Here is a 21317-nt window from a genome sequence, read left to right as displayed (position 1 = left end):
CATGGATAGTATCGTCGGGCTTCTTTATCAAATCTTACTCCTTTTTTCAAGGCAAGTCCTGAAGATCGTCGGGTTTTTCCATGAAAAAACGAGGCTTCGGAATGCCAATGACCAGAACTGGAGAAACCCAAATGGTAGAACATTTGATAAAAAGCTCATTTGGTTTCACTGTGCTTCTTTGGGTGAATTTGAACAGGGCAGACCTGTCTTAGAACGATTTAAGGAAAAGCATCCGGATTGGCAGGTTTTATTGACCTTTTTCTCCCCTTCGGGTTATGAGGTTAGGAAGAATTACGAACACGCCGATTTTATATGCTATTTCCCTCTTGATCTCCCTGGCGAGGTCAATGAATTTCTGAATACTTATCGACCTAATCTGGCTGTTTTTGTGAAATATGAGTTTTGGAGAAACTTCTCAAAAGAGTTGAAAAAGAGAGATGTGCCTTTGATTTCCGTTTCCACTATTCTAAGACCAGATCAATACTTCTTCAGGAAATGGGGCTCCTTTGGGCGAAGTACCCTTCAAAACTTCGATCACTTTTTTGTGCAAAATGAACAAACGGCGGAGCTGCTTAAAAGTATTTTCATTGATCAGTGGACCATTGTAGGTGATACCAGATTTGACCGTGTGGCTGATACGCTAAAAACATGTCAAAAAATTGATGAGATAGAACGATTTAAAAGCTATTCAAAACTTGTGATTGGTGGCTCGGTTTGGAAAGAGGATATGGAGGTATTGATGGGGGTATTCTCGACTGTGCTCGAACCGACAGAAGCTGGGAGTAGGAAGGGGGAAGAGAGAAATGGGGAGAATGGAGAAGGGGGAGAACCAAACATCAAACATCAAACATCAAGCACTCCACAACTCAAGTTTGTCATCGCTCCACATGAAATAGATCAAAATCAAATCGATGAATGGATAAGTCAAATACCACTGAAATGTCTGAAGTATTCTGCTGTTTCCTCTGATACAAATTTGGAAGAAGTACAGGTACTGTTTATTGATAGTATTGGTCTGCTTTCATCCTTATATCAATATGGAGATTTTGCCTTTATCGGCGGTGCTTATGGTAGTGGCTTACACAATACCCTGGAGGCGGCAACTTTCGGTATGCCGATATTTTTTGGTGATAATGCCTATCATAAATTTCAGGAGGCCCATGATTTAATTGATTGTGAAGTCGCCTTTCCAGTCAAAAATACTGACGAGTTGAATTTTAAGCTTGGAGCTTTTTTAACTGATCAAGAGCTTCTTGAAAAGGTCTCTCATAAAGCTGCCGAATACGTAAAAAACCACACCGGAGCCTCCGATATGGTTCTTGAATGGATAGAGAAAAAGGTGTTTTAAACCCCAAACTTAGTCTTCAGATATCCCAGAGCCATGCCGTATGCAATTTTGGTATTATCGGCATCATAGTTCGGATTGCTAGGGTTAGCGAAACCATGAACTCCCGGGAAAATCTTATAGGTTAACTTCTTGTCTGCCTTCTCCATGTTCGCGGCGAACTTCTCGATAATTTCCTGACTGATCCATTTCTCGGTTGCGAAGATGCCAAGAACATCAGAACTCAGGGTTTTCAGTTGCTCCATATCATCTACAGGCATTCCATAATACATAACAGACCCCACATTTTGAGATCCACCGATCAAGGCAGATTTCAAAGAAAGTCCTCCACCGAAGCACCAGCCCACATTTGCTACTTTAGCGTTTTGACCTGCGTATTGATAGCCGCCCTCTATGATCGCCTTTAATCTGTTTTGATCCGCACCAGACATCAGTTTGCCTGCTTCAGAAGGGTCGCTCGTATTCTTGCCATCGTACATATCTAAGGCCAGAATGTTCACTTCGCCGTTCAAATCCGTATAAAACTGGTCGGCCTCTCTTCTGATATTATCATTAAGTCCCCACCACTCCTGGTATACAAAAAGCCATTTGTCTGAGTCTGTTTTAGCTTTTATGAAATACCCGGCTGCATCAGTTCCATCCGGTGTTCCAAAATTGACTTCGGTACCTAGCTTTTCAAAGAGGACTTGCTTAGGCTTAGCATGAATTCTCACGAATTCCGGATCTGATACGAAGTCGGCCATTGAAGACGGTAATTCTCCATGGCATATTGTGATCTCTCTTTTGTCTGTTTTCTGATTTGACAAGATGAAAGGAAAGAATGCCAAAATAAAAACGAAAGATTGAATAATGATTTTCATAAGTTGAAGTCGTTTAAAGTTGTAAATTTAAAAGCGAGATGGACTAAAAATAATTCCTTGGCTACAGAAAAGGCACTTCTAAATACTGTTTGCCAAAGGAATCTTAAAGAGTACTATCTTTAGGAAGATTTTATAGTGTATTGCGAAGTAAAAAATCACAAATAGAAGTATCCATTATTGGCTCAGGCAATCTGGCCTGGCACTTGATTCAATTATTTGAAGAAAACGAAATCAGGGTAAATGAACTTTTTGCCCGAAAAAAGAAAAATGCTTCTGACCTTACTGGCTATGCCTATGATGTGTCTATTCAGACGCATCTGGACTTTAGAGAAAGTAGGTCTGATTTGTTTATTCTGGCGGTTTCTGATGATGCCATTGTATCAGTAGCTTCTGAGATTCTTTTACCTGAGGCTTCAATCTTGGTTCATACTTCAGGAGCAAAACCAATGAATGCTTTGGCGGTAGCTTTTGAGAAGAATTCATCCTTAAGTGTTGGTGTTTTTTATCCTCTTATGACTTTTACAAAAGGAATAAGGGTTGATTTCAATGAAGTGCCGTTTTGTATTGAAGGAGAAAATGAAGAGACACGTTCAGTACTTTTTGCTTTGGCAAATGAATTCTCCTCAGAAGTACATTTGATCGACTCTCATCAGCGTGCAATTATACATGTTTCAGCAGTTTTTGGTTGCAATTTTGTAAATCACCTGTGGGCCTTGTCAAAAGAAATAGTCGAGGATGCCGAGGTGGATTTTGAAATACTGAAACCGCTTATCAATGAGACATTCAAAAAGGCTATGAAGGCCGAACACCCCGCAGATGTACAAACAGGACCTGCTGTTAGAAATGATGATATTACGCTGGAAAGACACAAAAAGCTCATCAAAGAGGACGATGATCTTCTGAAAGTTTACAAAACCCTATCACAAAGTATCCGAGACTGGCATCAATGAAAAAACTATTTTCCTTATTAGCACTAGTGGGTATCATAAGCTCATGCTCTTCTTCTGAAAATGAGCAAGAGCAAGCAGTTGGTTTTGCCACGGCAAAAGATGAATTACCTTCTACTATAACTTATGTAGGTAGTCAAGAACCTATAGAGACTTCAATAATTAAAAATACTGCCGAGGTTCCTGAGGGTATGATTGCCATCGACGGTGGGAATGTAAGAATAGGCTCTGAAGAAGGTTTTGATCATGAAAGACCACTCTTTTGGGCTAGGCTAAAGCCTTATTTTTTGGATAAGACGCCTGTAACTGTAGGTCAGTTTAGAGAGTTTGTCAATGCCACCAATTATGAAACAGAAGCAGAGACTTTTGGAAACGCAGGTATAATCCATGAGTCTACTGGTAAAAATTGGATACTAAAAGATGGAGCGAATTGGGAGTACCCTTTGGGGCCAGACTTCCCAAAGGCCGCTGACGATCATCCAGTGACTCAGGTATCGTGGAGAGATGCCATGGCTTATGCTCAGTGGGTTGGGAAACGGCTACCACATGAAATAGAGTGGGAGCATGCTGCCAGAAATGCAGAGAACAGCCGTATGATTTACCCTTGGGGGAATGACCTCAGCATTGAAAAAGGCTATAAAGCCAATGTTTGGAATGGCATATTTCCTGAGTTTAATAAGCTGGAAGATGGTTTTCCGGAGACCTCTCCGGTGGGTCATTATGGTGAAACTCCACTTGGGCTTACTGATATGAGCGGAAACGTTTGGGAATGGTGTCTTAACTATAAGTATGATTACCGAGCAATGGTAATCCCTGATTTTCCAGGTGAACTGTCAAAAGAAAAAGCTCAGAGAGGCGGTTCTTTTCTATGCGAGCCTACCTGGTGCCATGGTTACAGGGTATCCGGAAGGTCTTCTTCATCGCCCGAGACCAGTCTTTTTCATGTGGGTTTCCGGTGTTTGAAGGAAATAGAATAGTATTTCTGCTTTGGAATAGAGTCAGAAAAAAGTGTATATTTGAATACTACTTTACTACAGGAAAAATTGTCTAGGAAAAAAATAATCACTCTACTCTTTTTGAGTATAGCCTCTTCGGCTATAGGTCAGCACGCCCACAGGGTCATTGTATCAATACCCGAAGTGGTAGAAATGCGTCTTAAAGAAAATAGCTCTGACAGAACTGAAATTAGTTTTCAAAATGAATCTTCTTTAGAAAAAGGAAAAGAGAAGATTATAGCCGGTACTTACCAGGTGCGAGCCAATACCGAATGGCTCGTTACGGTTAAACCAGCTCAGAAAAATTTTATTCTAGTAAAAGATGGCACGGAAAGTGAAATGCCAACCAGCATTTTAAATATCAAGGAAAGCTCCTCCTTAGATTTTCAAAATTTGGAAGAAGCAGGAGTGAAGCTGGTAAAAGGTAAGCCAGGAAGTTATTCTTCAAAAGGAAATGAATTTTCATTCGATCTACAAGCTGAGCCGGGATTACTCTATGAACCAGGGCTTTACGAAACAGATATTATTCTAACAGTGACATCTCTTTAGTCTTTTTAGAAAAACATTCACTCATACTTTTCTTTTGCCTTTTCGTATATCTTATACGTTTAGTGATATATCTATTTCTTCGTGTTGCATAAAATACTCTGTTTTTGGCATAGTAATTGAAAACTGATTAAGCGGTACTAAAACAATCATTTTAGTGATTCGACGGTACCATTCAGTTTTTTTATTTATTAACCGAGTTAACCACTAAAACGTTTTACAGTTTGTCAGGCAATAAACGAAATGTGAACCTAAGTGGAAACTCAAACTTTCAGGCATACCAGTAAATGTATTGTTGAGTATTCTACTGATTTAAGTAGTCATAAATGGCCAAATTCCTGCAGGATTTGAGACTGACTTTCAAAGTATTCAATGCTTATCAACTTTAATGGAGATGGTTGAATGAGTTTCAATTATTAACAAAACAAGAAAAGTAAAATGAAAAAATCACTATTTACGATTGCTTTCGCATGTGTGGCAATGGCTGGATACTCACAGCAAAAATCACATAAAGTAAATGTTACAATTCCTGAGGTCATCGATATGCAGATGTCAGAAGATGATATGGATTTTGAGTATACAGAAACCAATATCAATGACAACACTGACCCTGAAACACAATCAAGAGAGGTTCGTGTTCGCTCTAACGTAGCATGGAATGTTACTGTATACGCTGAAAGTGATTTCGAGAATGCTGATGCATCGGCATCTTTAGATCTTGGTATTTTAACATTATCTGTTCCTGATGGTGAGGGAGGTTCAAGTGATCTTACACCTAGCAAAAGAGAGCAGGTTACAGCCTTGAATGAAGAAACAGGACTTCTTGAACCAGTTGTTGATTTAGTTTCTGGAGAGCCAGTCTACAATAATAACGCCCAAACAATTTTATCGGGCGAAAAAGGTGGTTACGGTGTCAATACAAATGACGTTACTTATGCCATAAGTCTTGCAAACGATTCTTCCATAGATGAAGACTACTTTTTAGCTGATCCGGATACATACAGCACTACGTTGGTGTATACTGTTTCTGCTGAATAATACCTATGAATACAAAAGGAGAGGTGTAAATCATCTCTCCTTTTCTGCTTTCCTAACACTTAAAAAATCTTTTGTTGCCAAGAATTGTAAAAATATTGGTGCTTTTTATGGCTATGGCTAATGCCGTCAGCGGGCAGGTCTATGATGAGTTAAATCAGAGAGTTTCTGGTAGCTTTCTTAAAGACTCGTTGACATTTGAGCTGGGTAAATTTGGCTTTAACTCCTATTCCATTTCAAATAATAGTCCTAATGAAGTTTACCTAAGGTTACAATTAGATGTACCAGATGACTGGACTTTGCTTCGTGAACTTCCATTGACATTACGCCTTAAGGCTTTCGAACAACGACATCTCCCAATTCGTATAAAGCCTTCTTCGAATTCTTACGGTGGCAGATATTATCCCTTTCACATTTCTGTTTCAGATATGGAGACTGGTGAATCTTTTTTTGATTCTTTTAAAGTGAGTCTCGGTTATAATTCTGACTGGAATGCTACCCTACTAAATCCTACTATTCATACTTCAGAAAACGAAATTCTTCCCGATTTTAAACTTCGAATAAACAATTCAGGAAATAGATCACAATTATTTGAAGTTGAACTAGAGTCTGAACTTAGACTCTCTTTGCCGTCTTCAGGTACTCAGCTCATTTTAAAGCCAGGTCAGGATACTATTTTGAACGTTGGTGTTAGAAGTAGAATGCTTCATCAAACCCGTGATAATGTTCAAGTGGTAGTGAGGTCTAGGGGTAAAGAAGTGAGACTAGATCAGAATATTTCTTTTATTACAAACTCGGTTAAAGTTCACAATAGAAATAGATATACGGCCAATTCAACCATTAGGCTAGGTGCTATTAATTTATTGAAGCAAACCTATACAAGTTATTATGCCGACTTCAGATCGGAGATTGAGTTACCTAAAAATCAAAGAGTACGATTAAGAGCCAGAACATTTTACAGTAGAGGAGCTTTAAATCTACAAAACAGTAGATACTCTATAGTTTATGATAATGAAAAGGTACAATTGAAAGTAGGGAGCTTGAATGACTTTATATACACGCAAATCAATGGTGTAGGAGCAAAAGCAAAATTTAATATTAAAAATCAGAGTTTTGAAGCTCAAAGTATAAAGTCGTTTTATAATGAAGGAATGGACTACTCTTTCAGACACGACATTAAACCATCTGAAAAATTAAATATTCATACTGAGTCATTCTGGCGGAATAATGAAGACACAAAAGTTGATTTTGGTTTAGCAGTTCAGAACTACGAATATAGATTTGACCCCAAAGTAAGCCTGAAATTGAAATTTGGTGGAAGTAAACAGGTATCTGAACTCTTTACTAATGAAAGAAATGGGTATACTCTTGGTTATAACTTTCGTGCCCAAAAAAGACTGTATTCGTTAAACTCATACTATAATAAAAGTAGTGGATGGTTTCCTGGTATTAATACAGGTATTGAATCACAAAGCCACAATTTATTAGTTCACAAAGGTGCAATAGGAATTGGCGGATTTGGTGGGATGTTTAAAAGAGAACCTTTTTTGTATAATGTTTCTGAGGCTGATTACAGCCTATTTAAATTAAGTGATAGTAAAAATTACGGTTTACAGGCAAGAATTAAAGCCGGTAGAGGTCAGTTTTATCTTAAGGCTAGCCGTACTTATTTATATCAGAATCTTTTGTCAGGAGGATTGACAGAAACAATATCTGAACCTGAGGTGAATGGAAAAGAATTCAGTCTGGACTACAGACTCAATTCACTTCATTTTAACCATAATATGCGTATTGCATACGGTCTCAATAATCTTAAGGACAGAGCAGGGTCACCTACAGATTTGAATTTCAGATCGATAAATTTTCAGATGAATGGGAAACTACATGCATTCGGATATACAGCTCGTGTGCAAAGCGGCCCGGGTTACTTCTTTGATTATCTCTTTATGATCAGAACGGGAAATCCATTATTCAGACAGCAGTATAGTTTATACTGGAGTACTTCTCATAAAAAGGATTTTCAATTTAGCTTGTCGGCTAATTACTCTGAAATGAAGGGTGGTTTCTCTAAAACCCTGTATATGAATGCTGATATACAGCTGGATATTCCAAGAAAGGATTTGAATGTTCATTTATCTGCCAATGGCAATATGTTAGGCAGGCTAGATAGACCCCTCATATCTATGAGTCTTTTTAAAAGGTTCGAATCCCCGGTTCCGTTTTTTAAGAAATATTCTAATCTTAGAATAAAACTCTTTAAGGATAAGAACAATAATAAAAGGTGGGATAAGGGAGAGTTACCGGTTACTGGTGCTATAGTAAAAGTTGATGGAATTCTATTGAATACCAATGAAAAGGGTGAAGCCAGCCTACTTAATGCTGTTAGAAAACCCTATGTTATAGATTTTACACATGTTGATAATCAACGGGGCTGGAAAACAGATAAACTTTATTCAGATTCACTTCAGTTAGTGACAGATCAAGAGGTTTTTATTCCATTTACTTCTTCAAAACTAATTATGGGCGAGGTGAGGGCTAGTTTTTCTAAATATGGAGTCAGAAACCCTTTAGAACTTAGTAAAATTAAGATAACCGCCAGAGATGAAGAAGGACGAATTTTTGAAACACTTACGAATGAGAAAGGGATGTACTTCTTAAATGTACCTCCTGGAACCTATAAAGTGAGTATTGATAATAGAATTATTGGCTCAACCTTTATGATAAAAAAAGCACTTTTTTCAGCCGACCTTCTCAATGAAGAATCGCAGACTATCGACTTTGAATTAAGTCAGAAAGAAAGAAAAATTAATATCAAAAGATTGGATTAATCAGGGGTAATCGTAAACACGATATTCATGCAGAATTCCCCGGCCTCTGCATCTTCACCTGGCGTAATTTCTAAGTCCATCGAAAAACTATTTCCTGATTTCTTATCATTTCCTCTACCTCCGGATGCAATATTTTGAGGGATGGTAGACAATTGAAGAAAGTCTTCAGAATTTTCTTTTCTGATACCTATAATGCTACAAGGCATTCTGGAGGGTTCCAAAGTGTTGGCGTCTAACAATGTTTCACTATCTGAATGCACACTCATAATCCAGTTTTGATTAGATTTTACTGTGGCCCTGAAAATATTATTTCCTCTTAATCCTCTTTCAATTTGATTGGTATTTCTGAAATAATAATCAAGTCCTCTTCCTGTAACCGATACATCGAAAGTGATTATTGATCTTATATCTAAATGCGGGAAAATATTCTGGTTTCCTTGTTGAGCAAAGCTTAAGGAACTTAATAGGCAGAAAAAGAATATGTAAAAAACTCTCATAACTTAATCTGCTGTTACTGTAAAAAGAATAGAGTAGTGATATTGACCGGGTTCATATTCGTAAGAAACCGGAGCCACTATAAGGTCATAGATATAGTAGTTCCCTCCTCTATTATTCCTTCCTCTACTTCTGCCCTTCTCCAGAATGATCTGTTCATCAAGATCGAGGCCGATTTGTCTGTAGTAATTTCCTCCAAGATTTGCATCAGTATCATTTAGCCTTATGGAATACATATTGTCTGATAAGGTTTCGAAGGCGTAGTTGGAGGTCGAAATAACTTTAGCTGTCACCAGCATATTATTTCTGCTGGCACCCAGGTCTATTCTAAAAGCCCGATCTATTACACGCTCCACCTCAAAATCTTCAGCTTTGTTGTATACAAGACCAAGATTCTTTAATTCAATGGCCGAAAAATTTACATTTTGTGAGAATGCGGCATTAATTTTGAAAATGGAAAAGATAAAAAGAAGAGGTATAACAACACCAGTTCTTTTTAATGAACAAAAAGTAATAAATTTAATATTCTCTGACATCTTTAGTTTGATGAAAAAACTACTTTATCTATTCTGCTTAATCATCTTTTGCAATTCCTCCTTTGCACAAATTCTAAGTGTAAATCCTGTTAAATTGTCTTTCGACCTCGGCAGCCCTAACAGTACACAAACTCAAGTTATAAATATCACAAATAATTCTGATACAAATCAAGCACTGGAAGTTTTAACAGGTGACTGGATCAGAAATGAGGATGGAGGACATAGTTATTATTCGCCTGGCACTAAACCATATTCCTGTGCCAATTGGATCAGCACCAATACGAACTTCCTTAATATTCCTCCTGGTGAAACCGAAAGAATTATTGTAACTCTTCAGGCTCCGGAAAATTCTGAAGATCTGGAGAAAATGAAGTGGGGTATGTTGTACCTGCAAGGTTCTAAAATTAGAGAAAACGTTCAGGACCTAAACACTAACCTACAAACGAAAGTAAATGAGGTCATGAGATTTGGGATTCATGTGTACCAAACACCGCCTCATCTTACCCAACTTTCAGCCTCTGTAGAAGGGCTGGAGGTAAATCCAAAAAATGCCGGAGTTTATAATCTTCAGGTGTTTAATACAGGCTCTGTGATGACTCAGGTCAAAACATTTTTAGAGCTTACAAATGTGGAGACAGGCCAGGAATATAAAGGCGAAGAAAAAGAATGCCCAATTTTCCCTGCCGGAAAAAGAGTGGTACCCTTACCACTACCTAAAGATCTCCCTAAAGGCCAATATTCTATGCTGGCGATTTTGGACTATGGCGACCCAAACTCCTTGGAAGCCATTGAAAAGATCATCACGATAGAATAGAAAACTGACAAAACTTTTAGTTTTACTACTGAAGAGTCTGGTCGTAAGGCCAGACTTTTTTGGTTTACAGCTCTACGATGCCATGCTTAATGGCAAAGAGCACAAGCCCAACGCGGCTTTTGACCTCCAGCTTCAAAAACAGATTCTCCCGATAACCGTCAATAGTCCTCGGCGAAACACACATCCGGTCGGCAATCTCTTTATAGGTCATCTCAGAACATGCCAGATGCAAGAATTCTTCTTCCCGAGCCTGGTATTGGATGAGGGGTTTGTTGCTTGAAAAATTTGGATTTCTGAGTGAGTTAAGAAGCGAATTCGTAACGAGATCGCTATGGTAATATCCCTTTGTTTTTATTTCGTTGAGTGCTAGTTTAAACTCTTCTGTTGTTGTGTCTTTTAATAAATAACCTTTGCAGCCATTTCTAAGCATTTTGATGATACATTCATCATGATCTTCAATTGAGAGTGCCATTAGAGTGGTTTCCGGGAAGTTTTGAGATAAATGCTGAGCAGTCAAATATCCGTCCATGATTGGCATATTGATATCCACGAAAGTTATATCCGCGGTTTCAAATAGCTCAAACTTCTGGATAAGTTCCTTTCCGTTCATGGCTTGATAGATAACCTTGTAGCCATTACAGCTGTTTATTAAATCGGCTAAGGCATTTCTGATCAGCTCATGATCATCAGCTAGTGCTACGGTAGTCATGATTTGTAGAGCGGTTTTTAGGGAAAATTAGCTTTAACATTCGGCCTGAAACCGGGTTAACCGTTTCCTCAAACCTACCATGGAATAATTCCACACGTTGGGCAAGATGATTGTTCTTTTCCAAAGCGGAGAAGTGATTATTGATCAGCTTTTGTTTTGAGTAGTAGTGTTGCCCTTTAACAGACAAGACTAAAATAAACTCTTTGGTATTTGATTGCAAGCTTACGGAGAGCTTTTTAGGAGAATAATAAGCTATATACTCTTGGATAACTAGTTGAAAAAGACGCAAGTAACAAAATCGTTTGGAATGTGAGAGGTATATGGAAGACTCAGGTCTTTCGAATTGTATAGAGGTGTTTAATTCCTTAGCGAGGTTTGAAGCCTCTATGAAAAGTGAGTCTTCAAACCCTCTCCGTACTAAGTCCTTGTTTTTTATTTTCTTACTCAGATCCTTGACGGAATCAAGAGCTATTTTGAGGTTTTTAATATTAGATTCGATTACTGAATTCCGTGGGGATATGCTATCCAATTGAAGCTTAATTACACTTAGAATCTGGGCAATATTATTAATTAATTCACTAGATGTTCTATTCAATAATACCTCGAAAAATTCACCTTGGGCTTGAAGGGTCGCATCTTTCTGTTCACTCAAGGCATACAATTTTTTAGAATATTTAAGGCCTAAGTGATACTTCCAGTATAACCCTGAAATAAATATAGTTGTTGCAATTAAGGTTATGAATAACAATACTATTTCCCAATCTGACTGAAATCCCGAAAAAAAAGAGCTGTTGTTCATAAACATGATAATCCATGGATTTATCGTATATGCTCAAAGGTAATTTACATGAGTAGTGTAAACTATGGGAAAAGTCTCCTTTATGGGAGTAGGTAAAAAAGGGTGTTTTTCCCGGGGCACGGTGCCTCGTTGTGTGGCTTTCCCGATTTTCAGAAAGTGTTTAAATAAGCAATCTGATCCTTCTCCAAAAAATATGTAATGCCTACATAAAATCTTTTTTTTCAGTCAATCTGCATTTATTTTAAGAGAGGTATAGCCTTTGTGAACTTTAGAAATTCTAATAGGTAATAGTAAATTAGTAATAATAGATTCAACTATACTTTTTGAGTTTGAGGATTAAAAACAAACGTCAATTTTAGCATAGTCCAGTGGGTTTAGGGTCGGAGGGCTTAGTTTAGCTAATCTTATGTAGTTGACGTGAGATCTTTGCAATATATTTATCATTAAGTCTTACAAACAATTTGACTGCTCAAATGCTAAGATATCTCCCACTACTGCTTCTTTTCGCCGCTTGTTCTTCAAAAGACCAAAAAGTGATTAATACTTTTGGACCCGAGGTAGATATCATAAGTGTAGAGTATTTAGTTTCAGAAAATGAAGGAGATCATTTTGAAGAAATCAAAGCAAAGGGAAAGTTTCAGGCCTATTCTGGGTCAGAGCTTAATTTTGGACACCTCAGGAAACCGGTTTGGATTAAAATTAATTTAGTAAACCAGACAGATGATTTACTCGAATTGTACCTCTCGTCTGACCAGTTTATTCTTGAAGACGTACAGTTTTGGCATTTGGAAGATTCAGTTTGGAAAAAGGAAGAATCTGGATGGGGGCGTTCTGTAACGGATCTGCAAGTACCATCTTACCTACATGCTTTTAATTTTACCCTTCCTCCTTTAACTACCCAGTCTGTTTATTTTAGAGTTCAGAATAAATACCAAGTTGTCAGAGTTCCATTGACCCTATTCAGTAAAAAAGGGTTTTACACTCATCATCACAAGAATTTGATTGAAGATGGACTAGTTCTCTTGGCTTTGATAACATCAATCTTCTTCAGTGTTTACAATTTCTTTTTTACTACTGATCAAAGGACTACAATTAGTCTTTATTTTATATACGCGTTCAACTTCTTAGTTTTCTTTTACTTCAGAGTCGCATCTCCGGCTTTCATCTCTGAGCCTTACCCTATTGAGTTAAATTATTATATCAATATATGTATTTTTATTAGTACGTATACTTTTCAGCGGTTTGCTATAGCTTTTGTAAATACAGAGAAGAAAACAGAAAATAAACTTATCAAAATAAGTATAGATGTTCTCTTTGGCTTGACCATATTCTTTTCACTGTTTCCTGATCAAGAAGGCAACTCTTTTTTCTTTGCTGTCAAGCTTAGTTTTTTCGTTTTAAATATTGTCTATCTCTTGTGGTATCTTCTTAGTTCTTTAAGAGATAATATTTTGGCGAGAATATATATTGTTATGGCATTACCTCTGGTTTTTTCTGGTTTGGTAGAGGGTTTGACCAATGTTTTTGGGGTTTTGAGGGTGCCCAATCAATTTTTTGAAGCCTTTAGACTCTCTATCTGCCTAGAGATGCTGTTTATACTTTTTGCACTAATTTATAGAGAATACTTTCTGGCTAAAATTGTAGAACAAAAATTGAAAGACACGGAGTATAAATTATTGAATACTCAGCTAGAAATTCAGGAAACAGAACAAAAAAGAATTGCCGGTGATCTTCATGACGACTTAGGTGGGACTTTGTCTACTTTAAAACGGTTCACGTTTGATAAACTTTTACCATTGGCTTCTCCGGCAGATGCTCAAAGATTAAAGTTTTTAGCCAAAAAGGCAGGTGATGATCTAAGAAGAATATCACATTCGCTAATGCCCCCAGACTTTAAAAAGGAAGGCTTGGTGGATGCCGTTAGAGAATTGACTATTTCAAACTCAAGTGAATACAGAAGGCTAACTTTTGCAGAACATGGAGAAAGAATAGATTTAGTGCCTAAAAATGCCCTGCATGTGTACCGAATTATAAGTGAGATTATTCAAAACGTGAATAAACATAGTGATGCGAGTAAAGTTGAAATCCAATTCCTATGGTCTTTAGAAGACTTAACAGTAATGGTGGAAGATAATGGTTCGCCTATCATTATTAGTTCAGAGGGGCTGGGGATGAAAAATATTCAGATGAGAACTGAGTACCTGAAAGGTAGCATTAATTTTGATTCGAATGGTGATGGAAACACTATCATACTTGAAATACCACTCGCATGACTTATAAAATTTTGATTGTAGATGATCATCAACTTTTTGGTGAAGGTTTAAAAGAACTACTGCAAAAAAGAGGCACTTTTAAAGTGTATGGTCCATTAAAAAATAAGGAAGAAATTATTCGTACAGTCTTTCAAATAGAACCCGATGTAGTCCTTTTAGATATAAATCTTGGAAAATTGGATGGTTTAGATTTAGGTAAGCACTTAAAGGAAATTGCTCCAGAACTGAAAGTAATAATGCTTACGATGTATGAATATTCACGATTACTAAGTCTAAGCAAGCAGTTTAATATGGACGGATATCTTTTGAAAGACTGTGAATCTGATGTCCTATTTTTTGCTATTGGGGAGGTTTTGTCTGGAGGAAAACATTTTATGCATGTTTCAATTTCAGAAGAGAATAGTAAAGGTTTCAAAGACTCATTTTTGATGAAATATCAATTGAGCGAGAGAGAAACAGGAATAATCGATTTTTTGATTCAGGGTTACACTAATAGAGATATAGCCAACAGCCTAAGTCTTAGTTACCATACCGTAAAAACTCATAGAAAGAATATTTATTTGAAACTTGGAGTAAGTAATGTGCCTGAACTAATAGAGTTACTGGAAAAGGTCAAAAACAGGTAAAAATACCCTATGATTTTAGGGTGCATTTCTGATAAAATCCATGAGTATGGAAAGAGAACTTTGGTAACAGTAAACCAAAAGTGATCTTGCCATGAAAAAAGAAAGTGCTGACCAAATCCAAATTTTATCATTTGAGGATAAGCTCAATTTACAAGTCCAAAACGCCAATATCTTCTTTGCGGAGAAGTTGAAGAAAAACTTTTCTGAGGGGCTGGGTAAGGAGCAGTATGTGCGGTATTTGCAAATGCAATATCATCTGACCAAAGGCGTGCAGGATACGTTTATGGCCATAGCGGCACATCAGGATACCCGAGCCTATAAAAAACTCCGTAAGTTTCTGATCAATTTCGCGTATGAGGAAGAAATGCACTTCAAGTTGGCCGAGAAAGACCTCAGAAATCTGGGCTCTGGTGTAGGCGGCCAGCCTTTTCCTGTAGAGTTATGGTGGTCTTACCAAAGAAATGCGATCTCTTACAAACCGCTGGAGCGACTAGGAGCTACTGCGGTTCTGGAGAATGTGGGGAATTATGCTGCACCGTTGATTAAAGAGTTGCTGGGTTCGGCAGAGTTTATAACCAAGAAGAATACCACGTTCACACAGGTACATATGCATGAAGAGCTACCCCACGGAGACCAGATTTTGGATGCTCTTTTTGCAGAGAATTTCAGTGAAGAGCATCAGGAACAGCTGCTGGCTGGAGCCGAAAAAGCCATTTGGCTTTATGTGTCTACTATCTATGATTGGATCATCAATGGCGAGCTCACGCTGGTCTACTAAATGCTTTTCATTCATGGAAGTCAAAATAGCAAGAAGCCGGCAGGAGCTTCAAGAAGTACGTGATCTACGTTATGCTGTCAACTTTAAAGAATTGAAGAAAAATTATTTGCTCGAAGAAGCAGAAAGCAAAGATGAGCATGCTGTTCATCTGATGGCTGTTCAGCAGCAGAAGCCCCTTGGCTGCCTCAGATGCAGATTTACAACCTCCAATACAGCCGTTAATTATAAGTGGGGTATCAGCAGCACGCAGGAAAACCTGACATTCGCCATCACTGATCGCCTGGTGATTTTACCGGAGTACCGCAATAGCAGAGCGGCGTATTTACTGATGATGAGTATCTACAAACAGGCCCTGATTCATGGAGCTAAAATCGCACTGATAGAATGTGAAAAGCACCTGGTACCGATGTATAAGCGTCTTGGGTTTATGCCTTACCGTGAACAGACTTATGCCTATGGTCTACGAGTGCAGTTGTATATAAACCCCTGGGATCAGTTGACCTTGGCGAGTTTAGGGAGTCCGTTTACCCGGATTTATCAGGAATATATGGCTGAATTAAATGCATTAAGTCTGACGATCAGAGCCTGAGAGAATACCCCATTTGGGGTATTGATGAAAGCCGGGAGGCCACCTATTTTTGGAGGTACGACTATCCGGTCTTTCCACTACTAAACCATTTCTTTTCAATAGAAGCTAATAAAACCATGAAACCGACCGAAATCCACAACCCTGAGGAGGTGCTGTTCCTTAAGGGCGTTGTCAATTACACAGAAGTTTATCTCAGAGGAGGTAAAAAGGAGGTGTCTTGCACCACTCTGAAGCGTTACGAAGAATCTCTGTCTGATTTTGTACGTGTCAGCAAATCACATTTGGTAAACCCAAAGCATATTGCCAAAGTCAATTTTTACGGAGAGCAGAGCTATCTTGTTATGAAAAGCGGCCGACAGGTAAATGTAAGTCGCAGACGTAAGGCTTTTCTCAAAAGCCAGATGGTTGAGAACGCTTAACGAATTAATGACAGGCTAAACCATTCTTTGGTATCCAAAAACGATTCAATACCATTGAACCCAGCTGCCAGAATGAGCTCTTCAAGGTCTTGTAGGCTGTATTTCTGTGAGACTTCAGTATGTAAGGGCTCATTTTTTTGAAAGAAGATGGTGCTGTCTGCTATTTCTACTTTCTGGTCTTTCAATGAGATCAGATAGCTGTAACAAGTACCTGAGATGGGGTTATAGTACGGGTAATGCTTAAAATTAGCCAGGTCAAAGTTTGCATTCAGCTCTTTGTTCATGCGGTGCAAAAGGTTGAGATTAAAGCGAGCCGTAATTCCTTCCGGGTCATTATAAGCTTTGAGAATAATTTCCGGGTCTTTTTTGAGGTCTGCTCCCAGTAGAAGATAGTCCTCTGCGGTCGTGTGTTTTTTGACTAAGGTCAAAAAGTCTACTCCGCTTTGCCCTTTGAAATTGCCAATATTGGAGCCAAGGAAAAGAATTAGTTTGGGTTTTGTTCTTCCTGAAAGCTTTTGCATGGTTTTGAAATAATCACCTGCAATAGGCTCAATCGAAAGTTGGGGTAACTGTTTGAGGATGTTCGACTTATTGGTTTCTAAAACGTCCGGAGAGATGTCTAAAGGCACATAATTGACTTTTTTGCCAGCTGCCAAAAGTCCTTGAATCAGCTTGACGGTCTTAACGCCATCACCAGCTCCCAGTTCAATCACATCGAGTTCGGTACTACCTATTTGCTTTGCAATATCTTCTGTCTTTTGCTCAATAATCTCAAGCTCACATGAAGGCAAATAATAGCTCTCCATATTCATGATTTCCTGGAAGATCTTGTCACCTTCTTTATCATAGAAATATTTTGAACTCAGCGTTTTGGGCTGCCTTTGCAATCCCGCCAGCATGTCTTCTAAGAATGGATTATCCATAGTTTATTTTGCTAATCGCAGACCGGCAAACACCCACCTGCTTGAGGTATGAAAAAAGTTTCTGTAAGTTTTACGACTATGGCCCGGGTAGGTGCCAAGTGAGGCACCGCGAAGCACATGTAGATTGACCATGAACTTACCATTATATTCCCCTAGGGCACCAGGAGCCTTTGAAAAGCCCGGGTAGGGGAGATAGGCAGAATTGGTCCATTCCCACAACTGGTCCCATTTGAACTGGTCCGCAGCAGCTTCCCACTCAAATTCAGTGGGTAGTCTTGCTCCTTTCCATTCAGCAAAGGCAAAAGCCTCATACATACTGATATGGTTTACAGGTAGATCGGGGTCTATTTGTTCCAGCCCATTGAAATTATAGTATTGCCAACCCTCCTTCGTTTTATGCCAATAGAGCGGAGCTTTTAATTCGTTTTTTTGGATGAAATCCCAGCCTTCGGCATGCCAAAGATTGAAATCATTATAGCCTCCGTCTTCTATAAATTCAAGGTATTCAGCATTGTTGACCAGTCGGTTAGAAATGGAATATTTATGAAGAAAGACCTTGTGACGGCCCAGTTCATTATCATAAGAAAAGCCTTCTCCTTTATAGCCTATTTCATAAATGCCTTCGTTCATTTTTATGAATTTCGGCTTACCTTTTTCCTTTCTTAGTTTGATGTCAGTGTGATAAACTGGGAATGTGGGTTGATGGCCCAAAATGTATTTGATATCGTAATAGAGGAGCTCCTGGTGCTGCTGTTCGTGGTTGATACCCAGTTCAATAATCTCCAGGGCCTTATCATCGGCCTTTCGCTCAATAAATTCCAGGACAGCATCTGTGACCGCTTTACGATAGTCCATCACCTCACTTACCGTAGGTCTGGTCATGAGACCACGGTTTGGACGAAGGACACGCTCACCTGCATTATTATAGTAGCTATTGAAAAGGTAGGCAAAGTCCTCATCATAGACCTTATAGTCAGGGTCAAAGTTTTGTAAAACAAAGGCTTCAAAAAACCAGGTGCTATGGGCCAGGTGCCATTTTGGTGGAGATACATCCACCATGGGCTGTACGGAGTAGTCCTCAATGGCCAGCGGGGCACAGATTTCTTCTGTTTTAATTCTGGTGGTTAAAAATCTATCTTTTATCATGACGCCAAAGGCTTTTTATAAAACAGAAAATATAATAGAGGTATAGAAAACTGAAAGGTAGAGCAATGGTGATCAAAACCTGACTGGTCGCTTGCAGTAGTGATTCTTTACCTGCAATCAGCAATCCCGCCGTTAAACCTCCTAATGCCAATCCCCAAACCAATCGATGTTTTTGACTAGGCTCCTCATTTCCGTTATCAGAGAACATGCTCAAAACAAAAATGGCTGAGTCTATTGAGGTGATTAAAAAGGTAAATAATAAAAACAGACTCAGCGGATTGGTGATGATATCTACGGTCAGGCTCTTGAAGAAGACGAAAATAGCCGAATACACTGAGGTGTAATTCACCGCCAGTGTGCTAGCATCTACATTAAAGATGGCTTTTTGACCGAAGGCCGTAAACCAAAAGAAGGTTCCAACTGTAGGAGCCAGTAGAGTACCTGTAACAAACTCTCTAATACTTCTTCCTTTTGAAATTCGGGCAATAAACACTCCTGTAAATGGTACCCACGCGAGCCAAAATGCCCAATAAAAGTAGGTCCAATCCAATAAAAACTGTCGGTTTACTTGATGTTTACCAATGTTTAAAGACATAGGGATAAAGTCGCGGAGGTAAATTACCACAGCATCTCCCAGATACCCGAAATACTGTTTTAAGTTACTGTTAAGCATCACAAACACTAGCAGAAGAAGGCTGATACTGATGTTTAAAGTAGAAATATATTTGATACTTTTTCCCAGACCAGACCTTGCTGAAATAAGAGAAAGAGTCGCAATGAATAGCACAATCAAAATAGCACCCCAGATAGGGACATGACTTCCACTTACATAATTAAAGCCTTCCAGGAGTTGACGACTCCCGAGACCAACGGCACTGATAGAACCTATAATGGTACATAAAATGATGAGGGAGTCTATTCCTACTGCCGGTGTTTCTTTTTTTGTGAGGATAGCTGAAGGGAGTAGTCTATTATGTTTGACATAAATAAAATAAGCTACGATTAAGCCAAAAAGAGCATAAAACGCCCAAGGCGTAAGTCCCCAATGAAAAAAGGTATAAGCCAGAGAAAAAGAGAGTGGGTCGTAGGCTGTTTCTATGGGAGGATTAAGATAATAATAAACAGGCTCCTGAACAGCTCTCAGCATTAATCCCGGTCCCATACCTGTACTAAAGAGCATGGCTATCCAGGCATAACGATTGTATTCGGGAGTACTGTTTCCTAGTTTTATTTTGCCTACTGGCAATACCGCCAGCAATATCATCAAAACCACTACTCCAAAACCCAGATATAGGTAATAGTCGCCAAAAACGTCTAAAGTCCCACTGGTAAAACGAGCCAAAAAGTCTCTAAAGTTCTCTGGCCAACTTACAGACCACAAGAAGAGCAAAAGGCAAGTCAAGCCCGAAACCAATAAAGTTTTTAGGCTTTTAGTCAATGACGTCGGTGTTTATATGAGTAGGGCTTATTAAGGTTCTGTGCACGGGGCATTTGGAGGCAATTTCTGAAAGTCGTTGTTTTTGCTCTGCATTGAGGTCTCCTACAAATTTTAGCTTTTTCTCAATGAGATCAATTTTGTCATTGCCCTCTATGCCTAAATCTTTCGCGTGCGATTTACTATGACTCAGGTATACATAGACTTCTTCCAGAGGCCATTTTTTACGTTGGGCGTACATTTTCAAGGTCATAGCGGTGCAGGCAGCTAGTCCGCTATTGAGAAGTTCGTATGGGTTAGGGCCAAAATCGTCTCCACCCACAGATTTGGGTTCATCTGCGATTATCGTGTGTCTGTCAGTTTGAATAGTGGTGGTAAAATTGTCTTCTTCTAAATCCAGATGTCCTACTACCTGCTCTCCTTTGGTATCGAGCTGTTTTATGGCTGGTTTTATCAAATAACGATCTACCCAGTTGGCGATCATTTGTCCGGCGTAAACGGAGTCGGACTTTTCTGTCAGTAAATGGTCTGCACCATCAAGGGAGATGAAGCTTTTCGGGTGAAAGGCATGCTCATAAATAGAACGGGCATGATCTATGTTCACAATTGTATCTTGAGGCGAATGCATCACCAAAATGGGTTTTCGGAGCTCTTTAAGCGTATATTTCACACTCTTCTTATCAAGGTCTTCCAAAAACTCTTTGTCAATTAAGAACTTTCTGCCTGCAATCTTGATTTCTGTTTCTTCCTGATCTTTTAATGTCTCTCTGGCACTTTCAAATAGATGTTCCACATGGCTTGTCTCAGAAGGCGAACCTATCGTGGCAATGGCTTTGACGTGATCTAGTTTATGCCCGGCTATAATTGCTGCAGCTCCACCTAGAGAATGCCCTACCAAAAGACTTGGGGCTTGGAGCTTATTCTCCATAAAGAGGGCCACATCCAGAAGGTCTTGTACATTGGCCGAGAAGCTGCTGTCTTTAAACTCTCCTTTGCTTTGCCCCAATCCTGTAAAATCAAACCGAATGACGCCCAGACCATCATTAGCCATAGCTCGACTGATGTTTCTGACTGCACTAAGGTCGCTGGAGCAGGTGAAACAATGAGCAAAAATGGCAAATGCCTTAGGTTTTTGATTCGCGGGTAACTCCAGAGCTGCGTTTAATTCTACTCCTTTAGAATTGAGGATTTTAAGTTTATTGGATTGCATAGCAATGAC

Annotated in this window: 21 protein-coding genes; 12 read left to right on the top strand and 9 right to left on the bottom strand. The window is 38.9% G+C overall.

The features are described 5' to 3' along the window. Position 1: 1 nt before the first annotated feature. A complete protein-coding gene (locus ACUXV0_RS08975; protein WP_446192751.1) occupies positions 2 to 1348 on the top strand; it encodes a 3-deoxy-D-manno-octulosonic acid transferase in 1347 nt (448 codons plus the stop codon). On the opposite strand, the gene ACUXV0_RS08970 is transcribed toward ACUXV0_RS08975, so the two are convergent. After that, the gene (locus tag ACUXV0_RS08970) at positions 1345 to 2205 is read right to left on the bottom strand and encodes a dienelactone hydrolase family protein (RefSeq protein ID WP_446192750.1); all 861 of its coding nucleotides are present in this window, start codon (positions 2203 to 2205) and stop codon (positions 1345 to 1347) included. The genes ACUXV0_RS08975 and ACUXV0_RS08970 overlap by 4 nt on opposite strands. A 140-nt stretch (positions 2206 to 2345) precedes the next feature. Between ACUXV0_RS08970 and ACUXV0_RS08965 the strand changes: the two genes are divergently transcribed. From ACUXV0_RS08965 to ACUXV0_RS08945, 5 genes are all read left to right on the top strand, one after another. Continuing rightward, positions 2346 to 3155 (top strand): Rossmann-like and DUF2520 domain-containing protein, encoded by an 810-nt coding sequence (locus ACUXV0_RS08965; protein WP_446192749.1) that lies wholly within the window; start codon positions 2346 to 2348, stop codon positions 3153 to 3155. Continuing rightward, positions 3152 to 4129: a formylglycine-generating enzyme family protein gene (locus ACUXV0_RS08960; RefSeq protein WP_446192748.1), complete on the top strand. Its 978-nt coding sequence runs from the start codon at positions 3152 to 3154 to the stop codon at positions 4127 to 4129. The genes ACUXV0_RS08965 and ACUXV0_RS08960 overlap by 4 nt, the downstream gene beginning before the upstream one ends. A gap of 99 nt (positions 4130 to 4228) precedes the next feature. Then, positions 4229 to 4696 (top strand): hypothetical protein, encoded by a 468-nt coding sequence (locus ACUXV0_RS08955; RefSeq protein WP_446192747.1) that lies wholly within the window; start codon positions 4229 to 4231, stop codon positions 4694 to 4696. Between the two features lie 435 nt (positions 4697 to 5131). Next, positions 5132 to 5731, top strand: coding sequence for a hypothetical protein (locus tag ACUXV0_RS08950; RefSeq protein WP_446192746.1), 600 nt, complete (start codon positions 5132 to 5134; stop codon positions 5729 to 5731). A 74-nt stretch (positions 5732 to 5805) separates the two neighbouring features. Next, on the top strand, positions 5806 to 8556 hold the full coding sequence (locus ACUXV0_RS08945) for a COG1470 family protein (protein WP_446192745.1): 2751 nt from the start codon (positions 5806 to 5808) through the stop codon (positions 8554 to 8556). On the opposite strand, the gene ACUXV0_RS08940 is transcribed toward ACUXV0_RS08945, so the two are convergent. Together ACUXV0_RS08940 and ACUXV0_RS08935 are read right to left on the bottom strand one after the other, a co-directional pair. Next, positions 8553 to 9053 carry a hypothetical protein gene (locus ACUXV0_RS08940; RefSeq protein ID WP_446192744.1) on the bottom strand — a complete coding sequence of 167 codons (501 nt, stop codon included), beginning with the start codon at positions 9051 to 9053 and terminating at the stop codon, positions 8553 to 8555. The two genes, ACUXV0_RS08945 and ACUXV0_RS08940, sit on opposite strands and share 4 nt — an antisense overlap. A 3-nt stretch (positions 9054 to 9056) precedes the next feature. Continuing rightward, positions 9057 to 9587, bottom strand: a complete 531-nt coding sequence (locus tag ACUXV0_RS08935; protein ID WP_446192743.1) for a hypothetical protein — start codon at positions 9585 to 9587, stop codon at positions 9057 to 9059. Between the two features lie 10 nt (positions 9588 to 9597). On the opposite strand from ACUXV0_RS08935, the gene ACUXV0_RS08930 reads away from it, so the two are divergent. Continuing rightward, on the top strand, positions 9598 to 10401 hold the full coding sequence (locus ACUXV0_RS08930) for a hypothetical protein (protein ID WP_446192742.1): 804 nt from the start codon (positions 9598 to 9600) through the stop codon (positions 10399 to 10401). Between the two features lie 64 nt (positions 10402 to 10465). Here the strand turns inward: ACUXV0_RS08930 and ACUXV0_RS08925 are convergent, their stop codons facing one another. Further along, a complete protein-coding gene (locus ACUXV0_RS08925) occupies positions 10466 to 11110 on the bottom strand; it encodes a response regulator (RefSeq protein WP_446192741.1) in 645 nt (214 codons plus the stop codon). Beyond that, on the bottom strand, positions 11088 to 11915 hold the full coding sequence (locus ACUXV0_RS08920) for a hypothetical protein (protein ID WP_446192740.1): 828 nt from the start codon (positions 11913 to 11915) through the stop codon (positions 11088 to 11090). The genes ACUXV0_RS08925 and ACUXV0_RS08920 overlap by 23 nt, the downstream gene beginning before the upstream one ends. 467 nt (positions 11916 to 12382) lie before the next feature. Between ACUXV0_RS08920 and ACUXV0_RS08915 the strand changes: the two genes are divergently transcribed. The 5 genes from ACUXV0_RS08915 to ACUXV0_RS08895 all read left to right on the top strand — a co-directional run bounded on the left by ACUXV0_RS08915 (position 12383) and on the right by ACUXV0_RS08895 (position 16594). Next, positions 12383 to 14182, top strand: a complete 1800-nt coding sequence (locus ACUXV0_RS08915) for a 7TM-DISM domain-containing protein (RefSeq protein ID WP_446192739.1) — start codon at positions 12383 to 12385, stop codon at positions 14180 to 14182. Then, on the top strand, positions 14179 to 14808 hold the full coding sequence (locus ACUXV0_RS08910; protein WP_446192738.1) for a response regulator: 630 nt from the start codon (positions 14179 to 14181) through the stop codon (positions 14806 to 14808). The genes ACUXV0_RS08915 and ACUXV0_RS08910 overlap by 4 nt, the downstream gene beginning before the upstream one ends. 91 nt (positions 14809 to 14899) lie before the next feature. Beyond that, positions 14900 to 15586 carry a hypothetical protein gene (locus tag ACUXV0_RS08905; RefSeq protein WP_446192737.1) on the top strand — a complete coding sequence of 229 codons (687 nt, stop codon included), beginning with the start codon at positions 14900 to 14902 and terminating at the stop codon, positions 15584 to 15586. Positions 15587 to 15599: 13 nt separating this feature from the next. Beyond that, positions 15600 to 16175: a GNAT family N-acetyltransferase gene (locus ACUXV0_RS08900; protein ID WP_446192736.1), complete on the top strand. Its 576-nt coding sequence runs from the start codon at positions 15600 to 15602 to the stop codon at positions 16173 to 16175. 116 nt (positions 16176 to 16291) lie between these two features. After that, complete coding sequence (locus ACUXV0_RS08895; protein WP_446192735.1) at positions 16292 to 16594, top strand: LytR/AlgR family response regulator transcription factor; 303 nt, start codon at positions 16292 to 16294, stop codon at positions 16592 to 16594. Here ACUXV0_RS08895 and egtD read toward each other — a convergent pair. The 4 genes from egtD to ACUXV0_RS08875 are packed head-to-tail and all read right to left on the bottom strand — an operon-like array spanning position 16591 to position 21308. Further along, positions 16591 to 17517, bottom strand: a complete 927-nt coding sequence (gene egtD / locus ACUXV0_RS08890; RefSeq protein ID WP_446192734.1) for an L-histidine N(alpha)-methyltransferase — start codon at positions 17515 to 17517, stop codon at positions 16591 to 16593. The genes ACUXV0_RS08895 and egtD overlap by 4 nt on opposite strands. Positions 17518 to 17520: 3 nt before the next feature. Continuing rightward, complete coding sequence (gene egtB / locus ACUXV0_RS08885) at positions 17521 to 18663, bottom strand: ergothioneine biosynthesis protein EgtB (RefSeq protein ID WP_446192733.1); 1143 nt, start codon at positions 18661 to 18663, stop codon at positions 17521 to 17523. Beyond that, positions 18650 to 20101: a BCCT family transporter gene (locus ACUXV0_RS08880; protein ID WP_446192732.1), complete on the bottom strand. Its 1452-nt coding sequence runs from the start codon at positions 20099 to 20101 to the stop codon at positions 18650 to 18652. The genes egtB and ACUXV0_RS08880 overlap by 14 nt, the downstream gene beginning before the upstream one ends. Next, positions 20094 to 21308 carry a bifunctional alpha/beta hydrolase/OsmC family protein gene (locus ACUXV0_RS08875; protein ID WP_446192731.1) on the bottom strand — a complete coding sequence of 405 codons (1215 nt, stop codon included), beginning with the start codon at positions 21306 to 21308 and terminating at the stop codon, positions 20094 to 20096. The genes ACUXV0_RS08880 and ACUXV0_RS08875 overlap by 8 nt, the downstream gene beginning before the upstream one ends. Positions 21309 to 21317: the final 9 nt, after the last annotated feature.

The organism is Jiulongibacter sp. NS-SX5 (assembly GCF_052828545.1).
This window is presented reverse-complemented; position numbering and strand designations above follow the sequence as displayed.

What these genes read in the sequence shown, in the direction of transcription:
- ACUXV0_RS08975 (WP_446192751.1), top strand. Translation starts at nt 2, where the DNA reads ATGGATAGTATCGTCGGGCTTCTTTATCAAATCTTACTCCTTTTTTCA.
- ACUXV0_RS08970 (WP_446192750.1), bottom strand. Translation starts at nt 2,205, where the DNA reads ATGAAAATCATTATTCAATCTTTCGTTTTTATTTTGGCATTCTTTCCT.
- ACUXV0_RS08960 (WP_446192748.1), top strand. Translation starts at nt 3,152, where the DNA reads ATGAAAAAACTATTTTCCTTATTAGCACTAGTGGGTATCATAAGCTCA.
- ACUXV0_RS08950 (WP_446192746.1), top strand. Translation starts at nt 5,132, where the DNA reads ATGAAAAAATCACTATTTACGATTGCTTTCGCATGTGTGGCAATGGCT.
- ACUXV0_RS08940 (WP_446192744.1), bottom strand. Translation starts at nt 9,053, where the DNA reads ATGAGAGTTTTTTACATATTCTTTTTCTGCCTATTAAGTTCCTTAAGC.
- ACUXV0_RS08935 (WP_446192743.1), bottom strand. Translation starts at nt 9,587, where the DNA reads ATGTCAGAGAATATTAAATTTATTACTTTTTGTTCATTAAAAAGAACT.
- ACUXV0_RS08930 (WP_446192742.1), top strand. Translation starts at nt 9,598, where the DNA reads ATGAAAAAACTACTTTATCTATTCTGCTTAATCATCTTTTGCAATTCC.
- ACUXV0_RS08925 (WP_446192741.1), bottom strand. Translation starts at nt 11,110, where the DNA reads ATGACTACCGTAGCACTAGCTGATGATCATGAGCTGATCAGAAATGCC.
- ACUXV0_RS08920 (WP_446192740.1), bottom strand. Translation starts at nt 11,915, where the DNA reads ATGTTTATGAACAACAGCTCTTTTTTTTCGGGATTTCAGTCAGATTGG.
- ACUXV0_RS08915 (WP_446192739.1), top strand. Translation starts at nt 12,383, where the DNA reads ATGCTAAGATATCTCCCACTACTGCTTCTTTTCGCCGCTTGTTCTTCA.
- ACUXV0_RS08910 (WP_446192738.1), top strand. Translation starts at nt 14,179, where the DNA reads ATGACTTATAAAATTTTGATTGTAGATGATCATCAACTTTTTGGTGAA.
- ACUXV0_RS08905 (WP_446192737.1), top strand. Translation starts at nt 14,900, where the DNA reads ATGAAAAAAGAAAGTGCTGACCAAATCCAAATTTTATCATTTGAGGAT.
- ACUXV0_RS08900 (WP_446192736.1), top strand. Translation starts at nt 15,600, where the DNA reads ATGGAAGTCAAAATAGCAAGAAGCCGGCAGGAGCTTCAAGAAGTACGT.
- ACUXV0_RS08895 (WP_446192735.1), top strand. Translation starts at nt 16,292, where the DNA reads ATGAAACCGACCGAAATCCACAACCCTGAGGAGGTGCTGTTCCTTAAG.
- egtD (WP_446192734.1), bottom strand. Translation starts at nt 17,517, where the DNA reads ATGGATAATCCATTCTTAGAAGACATGCTGGCGGGATTGCAAAGGCAG.
- egtB (WP_446192733.1), bottom strand. Translation starts at nt 18,663, where the DNA reads ATGATAAAAGATAGATTTTTAACCACCAGAATTAAAACAGAAGAAATC.
- ACUXV0_RS08875 (WP_446192731.1), bottom strand. Translation starts at nt 21,308, where the DNA reads ATGCAATCCAATAAACTTAAAATCCTCAATTCTAAAGGAGTAGAATTA.